Below are 12,983 nucleotides of genomic sequence, written 5' to 3' on the forward strand. Positions count from 1 at the left end.
GGCTGGTGCCATTAAATAGGCCATACATTATTGGGGTAGATGGTGGTGGTACGGGAACTCGGGCAGTGATCGGTACACAAAAAGGAGAAGTGCTAGCCATTGTTGAAGGAGCAGGAACAAATATGAAGTCAAAGCCACCAGATGAGGTAAGGCAACAGATTGTGCAGCTACTAGAGCAGCTATTACAAAAAGTTAGTGCCACAAAGAATGATATTTCTACAGTCTTTCTATGTGTGGCGGGAGGGGATCGACAAGTAGATAAAGATCGATGGGAACGATGGCTGGGCTTTTTATTCCCTGCTAGCACCTGTCAGATAACGATTACCAATGATGCAGTAGCTGCGCTTACTAGTGGCACTTTTACAAAGCAAGGGGTTGTTGTAATAGCAGGAACGGGTTCCATCGTATATGCTATCGCAAAAAAACTTCAAGTTAGTCGTGTCGGAGGATGGGGTTACCTATTAGGTGATGAAGGCAGTGGCTACTATATTGGGCAAGAGGCATTGCGTGCTATTGCACAACATTATGATGTTTTTGGTATGAATGGTGATGTGTTTACAGCGACTATTTTAAATCAGCTATCATTAACCAATCCTGCTGACATCATTACGCAAGTTTATGAGGATCCACAGCCTCGTGTACTTATAGCCTCCCTAGCTCGGACGGTGTTAGGTTTAGCTGAACAACAGAATGCTAAGGCGGAGAATATCATCAAACAGGCAGTTCACCATCTAGTTCAATTCATCCAAACGATGTTAATAAAAGAACCACAGATAAAAAACCTGCCCATTGTCCTATGCGGAGGCTTATTTGAAAATCTTTACTTTGTTCAGTGTTTTCAAATGAAGCTGAAACAAGCTTCAATCCATAATCGATTAATTCAACCTGAAGTACCACCTGTTATAGGGGCATTTATTAATGGGCTTTTCAATGAGGGAATTCAAATGACAGAGGCTTTACAACGAACGATAAAGAAAACTTGGATGAGCATTCACGAAAATAGTATGGGGGGATTTGATCATAATGGAACGAATGACAAAACTGACGACTGAAGGCTATCATCCAGATACGGCAAATTTAGATTTAATGAGCACTGCTGAAATTGTAAAGCTGATGAATGAAGAGGATAAAAAAATACCGCAAGCAATAGCTAAGGTCTTGCCTGCAATTGAACAAGCTATAATAGCCGTTGTTCAGGCACTTAAGAACGGTGGGAGATTATTTTATGTAGGTGCAGGGACAAGTGGACGTATTGGGTTGCTTGATGCGGTGGAATGTCCACCTACATTTAGTACGTCCCCGAAGCTTGTGCAGGCTATATTGGCTGGAGGATCAGAGGCGGTAATGATAGCTATAGAAGGCGCCGAAGATGATCTATCTTTAGGAGAAGCAGAACTAAAGAAACAGCAGCTAACAAACCGCGATGTAGTGATCGGTATTGCGGCAAGTGGTCGAACTCCTTTTGTGAAGGGGGCATTAATTTATGCTCAGCAACAAGGGGCTAAAACAATTAGTTTAGTTAGTAATGCTCATGCGGTTATTAGTCAGTACGCTGATATTAAAATTGAGGTGATTACGGGACCGGAAATTTTAACAGGTTCTACAAGATTGAAGGCTGCAACCGCTCATAAACAAATATTGAATATGATTACAACGGCTTCGATGATTAAACTCGGAAAAGTTTATAAAAATTTAATGGTGGATGTCCATGCTAGTAACTTTAAATTACGAGAGCGTGCCAAACATATTGTCTGTGAAGTGACGGGTGTTACTTATAGTCAGGCTGAAAGAGTTCTGGAGCAAACCAATTTCCACGTAAAGCTCGCGATTGTGATGCTCTTGACGAATACAACTATTGAAGAAGCAACAGAATTACTCGCTCAATCCGAAGGGCACGTGCGTAGAGCGGTGGCGCTAAAGAAGTATTGATGAAGAAGGTGCATGGATAACCTCCTTTTATCTAGAGATGGGGCTGGAAAAATGGAAAAAATAAATGCTGGTTTAATTATGCTTGCTGAAATGCACGAAAAGCTTCCCCCCTCCGAAAAGAAGGTGGCAAGCTATATATTAGCACATCCAACACAGGCAATAAAAATGACTGCGGTTGAACTAGGAGAAGCTAGTCAAACAAGTAGTGCGGCTGTTATTCGGCTGTGTAAATCTCTAAATATTAGCGGTGTTCAAGAGCTGAAATTACGTATTGCTGGTGATTTACAACATACGATAACTGTAGATCGAGATATTGAGGCAAATGAAGCATTACCATCGATTGTAGAAAAGGTAACGATACAAAGTAGTGAAATTTTAACACAAACAGCTAATTTAATAGATATAGCTGAATTAGAACGTGCGGTATCTGCTTTATCGCAAGCACGCAAAATTATTTTTTTTGGTGTAGGTGCTTCAGGTATAACAGCAAAGGATGCAGATCAAAAGTTTTTAAGAATTAATAAAAATAGTAGGGCATTTATGGATTTACACTTAGGAGCTACTGCGGTTGTTAATGCGCAGAAGGGGGATGTAATAGTAGGGATTTCCTTTTCTGGGGAAACACATGAAGTGGCAAAAATCCTGGAGATAGCTAGTGAAACACCTGCAACTACAATTAGTTTAACACGCTATGGAAGTTCATTAGTTTCTAGTTTAGCGGATATTTCTTTATATGTATCTCCAAATGTTGAAGCAACCTTTAGAAGCGGTGCTACCTCATCACGTCTTGCCCAGTTGCTTGTCATTGATATTTTATTCATGGGGGTAGTGACAAGTGCCTATGAACAAACAATAGACTATTTAGACGAAACACGTACCATCATTCAAGGATTGCAAAAAAAAGTGGCTAAACGAAAAAATAGAATAAAATAAAACGAAGACGATCAAGATTCATAGCATCGTCTTCGTTTTTTATAGTTTTGTTTATATCCGTTCTTCTGTTTCGGGGTCGAAGAAATGAATCTTTTCTTCTTTCATAACGAGCGTTACGACCTCAGTTGGTTGAAAATTACTATCAGCTTGAACACGCGCAATAAATGGCTGAGTTACTAAAGAAGAATATAAGAAGGTTTCTGCACCGAGCAATTCAGCAACATCAACAGTTGCTTTGAAAGCATAAGGGGAAATGATATCAGTGATTTGTAAATCCTCTGGTCGTATTCCCATAACAATTTCTTTCCCTAAATAATTTTTTCTCTGTAATAATGGCAAGTACTTGGGAGGGATAGGGAAGCTTTGACCATCTAAAAGAATCTCCGTTTCTGTAAGTCGACAATGGAATAGGTTCATAGATGGTGAACCGATAAAGCCTGCCACAAACATGTTATGTGGTGTATTATATACTTCTTTTGGTGTCCCAATTTGTTGAATAAGCCCATCTTTCATCACCACGAGACGTGTAGCCATTGTCATAGCCTCGGTTTGATCATGAGTAACATAGATCGTTGTTGTTTGAATTCGTTGATGGAGCTTTTGAATTTCCGCACGCATTTGCACACGTAATTTAGCATCCAAATTAGAAAGAGGTTCATCCATTAAAAATACCTTCGCTTCTCTAACAATAGCACGGCCAAGAGCCACACGTTGACGTTGTCCACCTGATAAAGCTTTTGGCTTTCTTTTTAAATAATCCTCTAATCCTAAGATTTTAGCAGCCTCTTTGACACGGCGATCAATCTCTTTTTTATCGACCTTCCGGAGCTTTAAGCTAAACGCCATATTATCATAGACGGTCATATGCGGATATAAAGCATAGCTTTGGAATACCATTGCGATACTTCTATCTTTCGATTCCACATCATTCATTAAGACATCATCAATAAAAAGTTCCCCTTTGGATATATCCTCTAAACCAGCAATCATACGTAATGTTGTAGTCTTTCCACAGCCCGATGGACCTACAAACACAATGAATTCTTTATCATGAATATGCAAATTAAAATCAGTTACAGCCTGGACATTTTTATCGTATATTTTATAGATGTGCTCTAGCCGTAGTTCCGCCATACACGCTACACCCCTTTGCAAGTCATACTATCATTGTAAATGACTTCTTAATTGAACGATAGGGCAATGGTGCACAGTGGTGGGGGTATAAATTGTGCAGTTGACCTTAACGTGACTCCAAGAAAATAATGGCGAGATAAACCTCTAGTCGATGAGAAAATTGCCTAATGTCCTTTTGTGTTAGTTGCTGGAATTTTTCTAAGCGATTTTGTAGTGTATTACGGTGCATATACAACTTTTTTGAGGCTACTGTGATATTACCTTCGTATTCTATTAATTGTTTTATTGTATGAAGTAAATCAGGCTGAGAGGTAGCATTTTTTAAGATAGAGGAGATAAAAATATCTTTCGCTTGAGGCTCTGTATGCTGAGCTACGTATGGCACTAAAAGCTCTTGCTGTGTGAGCACATGCTTATTTGTGTAAGTCCAAATCGATTGTTGTAGCTGGACATACCAGTTAAATTGCTCCTTTGTCGTGCTAATGTCTTGTATTACATCAGAAACGAAGATTTTAAAATGAACCTCAATGTTCTCTATTAAAGGGTCGAGATAATGAGCAAGGTTTAATATTTCATTGCCCTCGATACATTCTATAATGGTGAATAATTGGGGATGAAGTGATATCAATAGAATATCCTTTCCCAATAAAGCTTCGAAGACTTTTCGTAGTAAAGATGGTGCTGTAAATGCTTTGTCAAAGTGGAGAAATATTAAACGGTGCATAGGAAGGACTGTAGGAGCAACATCCGACTTATCTGTTAAATATTCTAACCAGACAAGGTCATAGTCATTTGGCAAAGCAATAGGGCCTGAGAAAATTTGCAATAGCTCTAATTCACTTTGTGTTATCGTGTGTTTTGGAATTTCATAGAGCTGATTATTAAAATTAAATACATAGTTTTCATCCGTTTTATTGGAAAAGGGGCTTAATGAAGGGAAGCGTTGCTGTAATTTTTGATAGTCCATACATACAACTCCTTTTAAATTGAAAGAAAAATAGGTCAAATTCGTATAGTTATATATATGAAGAAATATTTATAGTAATCATACAAAAACACGAATATTAGCTAGTATGATAGTTTACATACCTAATGCTAATATCCGTGTTATCCTTTAAGCGTCTTTTTTAAATAACTTACCTGGCCAGAATGCATATTTACCAAGTACTGTTGTGATTGCTGGAACTAGCAATGGTCTTACAATGAATGTATCGAGAAGCACACCAATCGCTGTTACAACACCAAATTGTACAAGTACCTGAATCGGTAATGTGGCAAGAACAGCAAATGTACCTGCTAAAATGAGGCCAGCAGATGTAATAACACTTCCCGTCCGAACTACACCTTCTTCTACAGCTGTTAAATGATTGACTGTTTTACGTTTTTTCCAAATTTCCGAAATCATAAAGATATTATAATCTTCTCCGAGTGCGACTAAGAACACGAAGGAATACAGTGGGATAGCTCCAGAAATGGCCTCTGCCCCCATGATGTGGTGTAAGATTAACCATCCAGCGCCTAATGCACCGAAGTAAGAAATAATAACGGTTGCTAATAAATAAATAGTAGCTGTAATGGAACGCAAATAGACAAACAATAGTAATGCGATTAATGCAATCATCGTTGGCATGATCACCGTTTCATCACGCTTAGTTATTTGTTTTGTATCATATTGGCTAGCAGTTTCTCCACCAATCCATACATGCTTCTCCGCATTAGTAAGTCCTTGATCCTCCAAAATTTTAATAACCTTAGTTTTAAGATCAGGAATACGGGCTAATGATTCCTTTGCGTATGGGTTGGCATTTAAAGTGAGTTCGTATAATTGAATGTCATTATTTTTTTCGCCTGTTCGTACATCTTCAACTCCATCAATATAGGAGATTGCTGTAAGTTGCTGCTGTAAATTAACATTAGCCCCTTCAGTATCAATAACTAATTGCACAGGTGCTAATTCTCCAGGCGAAAAATTTTCTTCTATTAATGTAAAACCTTCTCGAGACGGCATATCTTTCGGGAAGGATGACAGTAAATCAAAGGTATATTGAATACGTGGAACAAATGCTGCTAATCCTCCCAGTAATATTACCGTTATGGTGATAACAATCCATGGCTTATGCGTAACAAAATGTCCGATTTTATGGCTAACCTTATGGGAAGGCTTATGTTGTTTCTTACCTTTTTTAGTGGCCATTTGCTCTGTTCGGGGGATGAATGGAAAGAAAGCGACGCGCCCTATTAGTACAAGAATAGCCGGTAGGACAACAAGAGCAGCAATTCCCATCACCAGCACGCCAAAGCTAAATGGGACAGCAAAACGCTGAAATGCACCATAATGAGCAAGACTGAGTGTAGCTAGACCAATAACAACTGTTAAGGCACTCATTAAAATAGCACCGCCTGATTCTTTGACAGCCAGCTTCATAGCGGCAGTCTTATCCTCCACATCAAAGAGAATTTCTCTATATTTAGATATTAAAAATAAACAATAGTCAGTCCCCGCACCAAAAAGTAAAACAGTCATAATAGAGACTGCTTGTGAATCCTTATCAATCCACCCATGGTCAGCAAAGAAACCTAAGGTCGGACTGATAACACCATAGGCAAGCCCAACAACAAGTAAAGGAATAATAGCTAGCAATGGTGAACGGTAAATAATAATAAGTAATACTAAAACAAGTAATACTGTTGCTATTAATAGTTTTACATCTGCTTGAGAAAATAAACTAACAGCATCTGTAGCAATCCCAACTGGTCCAGAATAACGCACATGAAGTCCATCACTGGAAAGTTCTTTATCTTGTTGGACTTGGTAGCGCTCCATGATCTTTGTTAGTTTATCCAAACTATCCTGTAGCAAATCTGTCGCGACTCCTTTTTCAAAAAACACAGGTGTTACTATTGTGGTGCCATTTTCGGAAGTAGAAGCCATTAAAGCTTGAGTTGGCATTTGGTCAAATGGTGGGACAAGAGTTTGATGAGCTAATGGCTTTGCCGAAAGCTCGCTGTAAACACGCTGTATTGCTGAAAAATCATCGGATGTTAGACCACTGTCACGATGCCATACTAGCAATAAGGGTGTTCCAGCATCATTAGGAAATTGCTCTGCAATAATCGCTGCCGCTTGTTCAGACATTTCAGTGTCAGGTAAATTTTTGCCCGACTCGCTTTCTATGCTATTGATTTGTGGCCAAGCAAATGACAGCACAACTACTAATAACACCCAAAAAGCTAGTGCTACTAATCGCCCCTTTTTACTTGCAACCATTGAGCCCCATTGCTCAAGTGGATGTTTTTTCATCAAAAGACCTCCATTTCATGTAAGTGACTTAATTATATATACTAGAAGGTTAATTAATCAATCAAGAAATATTAATATGTTATAATATGTGTTAAAACAATGCTTTATTTAAGGAGGCGAACTTGATGAAACAATCACCGCGTGTTCTCGGGAGACCTCGCCATGATGAAAATGCGAAACCAACAAAAGATATTGTTCTTGAAACGGCCACAAGGCTTTTTATTAAAGAGGGCTACAAAAATGTGTCGATGGATGATGTAGCAAAAGCTTGTAACGTAACAAAGGCAACTATCTATTACTACTACCCAACTAAAGGCGAGTTATATACATCTGCATTAATCGCAATGATGGATCGTATCAAGCTATCTATCCTACAAATTTTAGAGCAGTCGAAACCATTTAAAGAACGGCTTGAACAGCTTGTTGAGATTCATTTATCAGCAACAATCGATATTGATATGAAAAATTTTATGAAAGAGGCGGCCATTAATTTATCAGAAGACCAGTTAAGTCAAGTTCATGCTTCTGAAAACAGAATGTACCAAACGATTGAGCGAGCCATGGAAATGGAAATGGATAAGGGTACTATTAGAAAAGGAAATTCAACATTTTTTGCCCATACCTTCATGGCACTGATGTCTGTAGGATATTTTAAAGATGGGGATGGAAATAGATTATTTCAAACAGAGGCAATTGCTGCAAAAGAAATAGTGGAATTTTTCTGGCTTTCTGTCCAAGTTTAAGACTAAATTTTAGGTGAAAACAAATGGAATCTTCGTAGAAATAGCTTGCGCAAAATTCCTAATAGTATTTTTTTACATCTAGGACAAAATACAAACGTAAATACAATAAATAGTTGACGAAATCAATGAATTTTGAAAAGATTGTCGAAATTGTGATTTAGCTCATTGAAATAATGTACAAACAGCCTTATAATGAAGGTTGTAATGTCACCAAGACAAGATAAGGATGGTATTATGATGCGCTTTTTGCGGTTTAAAGTAAACATTGTAATAACAAGTCATACGAAACGCTATCCAGCCCTTGTGACTGGTGAATGTGTAAGATATACGCTGTAACGACTGTTAAGTTTTACCTTAATGGTCTTTTTTACATGTAGGCAATAAAAAATAGTACTAGTGATGGCAAAGGAGAGTTCAAAATGTCAGAAACGAATAACCAAACACAGGCTGAGCAAGTAACTGTGAGCAAAGAACAATTAGATGTGCTAGATCAATTATTAAAGCCTGAAGTTCAAGAATCTCTTACAACTTTAGTTGAGCAATTACCAAAGTTAACTGAAATGATGACATTATTAACGAAATCATACGAGTTTGCTCAAGCTGTTGCAACAGACGAAGTGCTTAAAAATGATACTGTTGGAGCAGTAACAGAAATCGCTGGACCTGTAGTGGGCTCTGCGAAAAACCTTGCAGCAACTGCAATTGAAGCTAAAGACCGTGCAGCTGAAAGCCATGAAGTAATTGGTTTATTCGGTCTTGTGAAAATGTTAAAAGACCCTCAAGTTCAAAATGTTTTCCGTTTTGTTAATGCTTTCTTACAAGTAAATGCAGAGCGCAAAGCTAAATAAGACTCAAGGTAAATTCAATTCGTAAGGACGGAGGATTAATTAATCATGTCAAAAGAAATCGTCATCTTAGGTGCAGGTTATGCTGGCGTTTTAACTGCATTAACAGCACGTAAGTATCTATCAGCTGATGAAGCTAAAATTACTGTAGTAAACCAATTTCCAACACACCAAATCATCACTGAGCTTCACCGTTTAGCTGGTGGTACAATTGCAGAAGGTGCTGTTGCTCTACCACTTAAAAAAATCTTTAAAGGTTTAGATATCGATCTACACATTGCGAAAGTAACAAAATTCAATGTAGATACTAAAAAAGTTGATTTAGATAATGGCTATACATTAACTTACGATACACTTGTTGTATCTTTAGGAAGCCAAACCGGATTCTTCGGTATCCCAGGGTTAGAAGAAAACTCAATGGTACTTAAATCAGTAAATGATGCCAACAAAATTAACAAGCATATTGAAGACCGCATTAAAGCATATGCTCAGTCTAAAGATGAAGCAGACGCAACAATCGTTATCGGTGGTGGCGGTTTAACAGGTGTTGAGCTTGTTGGTGAAATCGTGGACAACTTCCCGAAAATCGCTGCAAAACACGGTGTTAATTTTGCTGATCTTAAAATTAAGCTTGTTGAAGCAGGTCCAAAAATCTTACCAGTACTTCCAGATACACTTATCCAACGCGCTACTGAAAGCTTAACAAAACGTGGCGTAGAATTTATTACTGGTACGCCTGTAACTGGTGTGGATGGTAATGTTATTTCTCTTAAAGATCGTGAACCAATTGTTGCCAATACACTTGTTTGGACAGGTGGAGTTGCTCCACTTCCAATCGTAGGCGAATCAGGTCTAGCAGCTGATCGTGGTAAAGCAACAATCAACGAATTCTTACAATCTACATCTCATGAAGACGTATTTGTTATTGGTGACGCGTCTGTTGCATTACCAGCAGATGGTGGTCGTCCGCTTTACGCTCCAACTGCACAAGTTGCTTGGCAAATGGGTGAATGCGCTGGTTATAATGTATTTGCACAATATAAAAACCAAGAAATGAAACCATTCTCAGCAGTTAACTCTGGTACACTTGCAAGCTTAGGTCGTAAAGATGCTGTTGCTACAATCGGAGCTAGCAACACAGAGCTTAAAGGTCTTCCTGCAACATTAATGAAAGAAGCTTCTAACATTCGTTATTTAACACATATTAAAGCTTTATTCGGTTTAGCATATTAAAATAGTGAATTCCCTTAAATGCAATTTTGCGTTTAAGGGGATTTTTTTGTGTAAAAACCTGGGATATTATTGATTAATCGTAAGGTAATGGATAAAATTAATTGAATAGGAAAAATTTACTTGGGGTGATAGGACGATGTTCACGATATTTCGATCAAAAGAAGAGGATGTTGAGCAATTTAAAAAGAAAATTGATGAGCTAAATGCGACATTAGATAAAAAAGACCATGAATTTCAATTATTTTTAAATCTGTTACATAAGGAAATCATTGAAACTATTGAACAACATAACAAGGTAAATAATCAGCATGCAATTTTAGGAGAAATGGTTGCTGATATTGTGGGAGAGTTTAATAAAGTAGAGGCAAGCACAATTCAATCTAAGGAGATTTCTGAAAACGCACTAGATAAAGGCAATGTATTAATTTCTTCATCCGATCAAATGATGACATTATCAGTAGAAAGCAAGCAAGCTGTCCATGAAGTTGAACAGCTTATTGATGCATTAGGAGAGCAATCTCAGAAAACCTCTTTAAGCATGAGCCATTTAAGTGAACGATCCAAGCAAATTGCAGAAATAGTAAATGTTATTGGGGAAATTTCAAATCAAACAAATTTACTAGCTTTGAATGCATCAATTGAAGCAGCAAGAGCAGGGGAGCATGGTAAAGGTTTTTCAGTTGTTGCTGAGGAAGTTCGGAAATTAGCTGAAAACACGAAAACTAGCACAGAGGATATTGCAAATTTAACAAAGAAAATTGAGGAACAAATTGCACATGCTTACGAAGATAATAAAAATAATATGCAGCTAGTAACGGAAGGTATTGATAAAAGTGCTAAAACCTCAGTGAAAATTGATCAATTACTACAAATTATGACCAATGTTCAAAGAGGAATTAATGAGCTATTAGATTCCATTAAAGATCAAAAACTATCAAACGAAGATGTGATGCATAAATTTAAAACGACAACAGCCTTATTCGATGAAACTAATCATGTCCTAACAAGCCATATTGATGAATCCGAAATTGTGACGAAAAAACTTTTAGCAGCAGTAGAGCAAGTAAAATATTTCCCAACTGAATAAATAAATAGGTTACACTATTGAAACCATTCTATAATTTTTAAGGTTTAATAAAGAAAACCCTGTATAGACCTCCTAAAGTGTCTATTACAGGGTTCATTTGTTTATTTAAAATCGCCAACTTTTTCTTTTAAAGCGGCTAATTGATCTGGATAGTTCTTTTCAGTAATGTCATTCCATAATTCTGCATCTTTTATACCGCATCTCTCTGGAATAAATACTGGATCAAGCCCCATTTTCTTTTGCTCCTCATAATCTCTCAACGTAGCAATACCTGGCTTTGTTAATAGGATAATAGCTATTAGGTTTAACCAAGCAAGGGTTCCTACACCAATATCCGCAAGATTCCAAGCCGTCGAGGATGAACGAATAGTACCGAAAAAGATGGAGATAACCAATAGTACCTTTACAACAACTGAAATAGTCCCAAAGTTTTTACTGTTTTTAAATAAGTAAGCAACATTACTCTCTGTATATACTCCAAAAGCAAGCATTGTAGTAATGGCAAAGAAGAATACAGCGATTGCTACAAACGGGCTTCCTAAGCCAGGAATAAATGAGTTAATAGCCTCTTGAGCGAAAGCTGTACCCGCTTCAACTCCAGGAAGATTCTCGACTATAAATCCACCGTTAGGATGGGCGATATTGTAACTACCTGTAGAGATAATCATAATGGCTGTAGCTGTACAAACAAGTAATGTATCTACATAGACAGAGAATGCTTGTACAAGCCCTTGTTTGGCAGGGTGAGATACTTCTGCGGTACCAGCTGCTTGTGCTCCTGTACCTTGACCTGCTTCATTTGAATAAGCACCTCTTTTTACTCCCCACATAATGGCATTCCCAAAAACAGCTCCGAATGCAGCATTTAAATTAAAGGCAGAGCTAAAAATTAATGCAAATATAGCAGGCACTTCTTTTATATTGATAAATAAGATAACGAACGCAAGAAGTATGTAAGCTGTTGCCATAAACGGTACAGCATACTCAGCGACTTTACCAACCCTTTTGATTCCGCCGAAAATAGCAAATCCAAATATTGCCGAAACAATGATACCTGTGATTATTGGTGAAATCCCGAATGCACTTTTTGTAGAATCTGCAATGTTAAAGGCTTGGACACCAGAGCCAGTGAAACCAGTTGCTAAAATAGTAGCAATGGCAAACAGTATAGCAAATGGCTTATTCTTCAGCCCTTTTTCGATGTAGTAGGCTGGTCCTCCACGATACTCGCCTGCAATTTCTTGTTTCCAAACTTGTGCTAGAGCGGATTCAATATAGGCAGCACCAGCACCTAAAAAGGCGATGACCCACATCCAAAATATAGCTCCTGGTCCTCCGAAATAAATTGCTGTCGCTACACCGGCGATATTACCAATACCAACACGGCCACCTAATGCCATAGCAAAACTTTGAAAAGATGAAACACCATTTGCTGATTTTTTCCTATTAAACAATTGTTTAATCATATCTTTGAAAAGACGTAGCTGTGGAAACTTCATGAGAAGTGAAAAATAAATTCCTGCTCCTAAACAAAGATAAACTAAAGCATTACTCCAAATAATCCCTGCTATTTTCCCTGTTAAAGCGGCAAAATCCATATAACAACCTCATTTCTATATTCATCCTAGATACATTGGTGACAATTCAAATTAGAGATAGTGAAAACCATTTTAAATGAAGTTTTTCTTACAATAAGCTTTTAATTAACGTATCAATCATCATAGGCATTTCTTTAAAAGCACTATCTACATGTAATCGTTCTGTTTTTTGGTGTGCAT

Annotated in this window: 11 protein-coding genes; 7 read left to right on the plus strand and 4 right to left on the minus strand. The window is 37.7% G+C overall.

Translation table 11 applies throughout. The features are described 5' to 3' along the window. The 3 genes from RT445_RS20080 to RT445_RS20090 all read left to right on the plus strand — a co-directional run. A partial coding sequence (locus RT445_RS20080; RefSeq protein WP_313471406.1) for an N-acetylglucosamine kinase occupies window positions 1–1,052 on the plus strand: 1,052 nt, incomplete at its 5' end. Then, window positions 1,024–1,929, plus strand: a complete 906-nt coding sequence (gene murQ / locus RT445_RS20085) for an N-acetylmuramic acid 6-phosphate etherase (protein WP_313471407.1) — start codon at window positions 1,024–1,026, stop codon at window positions 1,927–1,929. The genes RT445_RS20080 and murQ, both read left to right, overlap by 29 nt. A 51-nt stretch (window positions 1,930–1,980) precedes the next feature. Further along, window positions 1,981–2,862, plus strand: coding sequence for a MurR/RpiR family transcriptional regulator (locus tag RT445_RS20090; protein WP_313471408.1), 882 nt, complete (start codon window positions 1,981–1,983; stop codon window positions 2,860–2,862). 51 nt (window positions 2,863–2,913) lie between these two features. Here RT445_RS20090 and RT445_RS20095 read toward each other — a convergent pair whose 3' ends face one another. The 3 genes from RT445_RS20095 to RT445_RS20105 form a co-directional block, all read right to left on the minus strand. Further along, complete coding sequence (locus RT445_RS20095; RefSeq protein ID WP_312507467.1) at window positions 2,914–3,996, minus strand: ABC transporter ATP-binding protein; 1,083 nt, start codon at window positions 3,994–3,996, stop codon at window positions 2,914–2,916. A 106-nt stretch (window positions 3,997–4,102) separates the two neighbouring features. After that, the gene (locus RT445_RS20100; RefSeq protein ID WP_312507466.1) at window positions 4,103–4,963 is read right to left on the minus strand and encodes a PucR family transcriptional regulator; all 861 of its coding nucleotides are present in this window, start codon (window positions 4,961–4,963) and stop codon (window positions 4,103–4,105) included. Between the two features lie 147 nt (window positions 4,964–5,110). Next, window positions 5,111–7,297 (minus strand): MMPL family transporter, encoded by a 2,187-nt coding sequence (locus RT445_RS20105; RefSeq protein WP_312507465.1) that lies wholly within the window; start codon window positions 7,295–7,297, stop codon window positions 5,111–5,113. 125 nt (window positions 7,298–7,422) lie between these two features. Here RT445_RS20105 and RT445_RS20110 point away from each other — a divergent pair, with 125 nt between their 5' ends. The 4 genes from RT445_RS20110 to RT445_RS20125 all read left to right on the plus strand — a co-directional run bounded on the left by RT445_RS20110 (window position 7,423) and on the right by RT445_RS20125 (window position 11,205). Beyond that, window positions 7,423–8,040: a TetR/AcrR family transcriptional regulator gene (locus tag RT445_RS20110; protein ID WP_274795335.1), complete on the plus strand. Its 618-nt coding sequence runs from the start codon at window positions 7,423–7,425 to the stop codon at window positions 8,038–8,040. 419 nt (window positions 8,041–8,459) lie between these two features. After that, window positions 8,460–8,888, plus strand: a complete 429-nt coding sequence (locus RT445_RS20115) for a helical membrane plugin domain-containing protein (protein WP_274795336.1) — start codon at window positions 8,460–8,462, stop codon at window positions 8,886–8,888. A 45-nt stretch (window positions 8,889–8,933) separates the two neighbouring features. Continuing rightward, window positions 8,934–10,118: an NAD(P)/FAD-dependent oxidoreductase gene (locus RT445_RS20120; RefSeq protein WP_274795337.1), complete on the plus strand. Its 1,185-nt coding sequence runs from the start codon at window positions 8,934–8,936 to the stop codon at window positions 10,116–10,118. Window positions 10,119–10,254: 136 nt separating this feature from the next. Continuing rightward, on the plus strand, window positions 10,255–11,205 hold the full coding sequence (locus tag RT445_RS20125) for a methyl-accepting chemotaxis protein (RefSeq protein WP_274795338.1): 951 nt from the start codon (window positions 10,255–10,257) through the stop codon (window positions 11,203–11,205). Between the two features lie 101 nt (window positions 11,206–11,306). On the opposite strand, the gene RT445_RS20130 is transcribed toward RT445_RS20125, so the two are convergent. Next, window positions 11,307–12,803, minus strand: a complete 1,497-nt coding sequence (locus RT445_RS20130) for an alanine/glycine:cation symporter family protein (protein ID WP_274795339.1) — start codon at window positions 12,801–12,803, stop codon at window positions 11,307–11,309. Between the last annotated feature and the right edge of the window lie 180 nt (window positions 12,804–12,983).

It is taken from the genome of Lysinibacillus sp., assembly GCF_032093475.1.
Taxonomy (GTDB): Bacteria; Bacillota; Bacilli; order Bacillales_A; family Planococcaceae; genus Lysinibacillus; species Lysinibacillus irui.

What these genes read in the sequence shown, in the direction of transcription:
- RT445_RS20100 (WP_312507466.1), bottom strand. Translation starts at nt 4,963, where the DNA reads ATGGACTATCAAAAATTACAGCAACGCTTCCCTTCATTAAGCCCCTTT.
- RT445_RS20130 (WP_274795339.1), bottom strand. Translation starts at nt 12,803, where the DNA reads ATGGATTTTGCCGCTTTAACAGGGAAAATAGCAGGGATTATTTGGAGT.
- RT445_RS20095 (WP_312507467.1), bottom strand. Translation starts at nt 3,996, where the DNA reads ATGGCGGAACTACGGCTAGAGCACATCTATAAAATATACGATAAAAAT.
- RT445_RS20125 (WP_274795338.1), top strand. Translation starts at nt 10,255, where the DNA reads ATGTTCACGATATTTCGATCAAAAGAAGAGGATGTTGAGCAATTTAAA.
- murQ (WP_313471407.1), top strand. Translation starts at nt 1,024, where the DNA reads ATGGAACGAATGACAAAACTGACGACTGAAGGCTATCATCCAGATACG.
- RT445_RS20105 (WP_312507465.1), bottom strand. Translation starts at nt 7,297, where the DNA reads ATGAAAAAACATCCACTTGAGCAATGGGGCTCAATGGTTGCAAGTAAA.
- RT445_RS20110 (WP_274795335.1), top strand. Translation starts at nt 7,423, where the DNA reads ATGAAACAATCACCGCGTGTTCTCGGGAGACCTCGCCATGATGAAAAT.
- RT445_RS20115 (WP_274795336.1), top strand. Translation starts at nt 8,460, where the DNA reads ATGTCAGAAACGAATAACCAAACACAGGCTGAGCAAGTAACTGTGAGC.
- RT445_RS20120 (WP_274795337.1), top strand. Translation starts at nt 8,934, where the DNA reads ATGTCAAAAGAAATCGTCATCTTAGGTGCAGGTTATGCTGGCGTTTTA.
- RT445_RS20090 (WP_313471408.1), top strand. Translation starts at nt 1,981, where the DNA reads ATGGAAAAAATAAATGCTGGTTTAATTATGCTTGCTGAAATGCACGAA.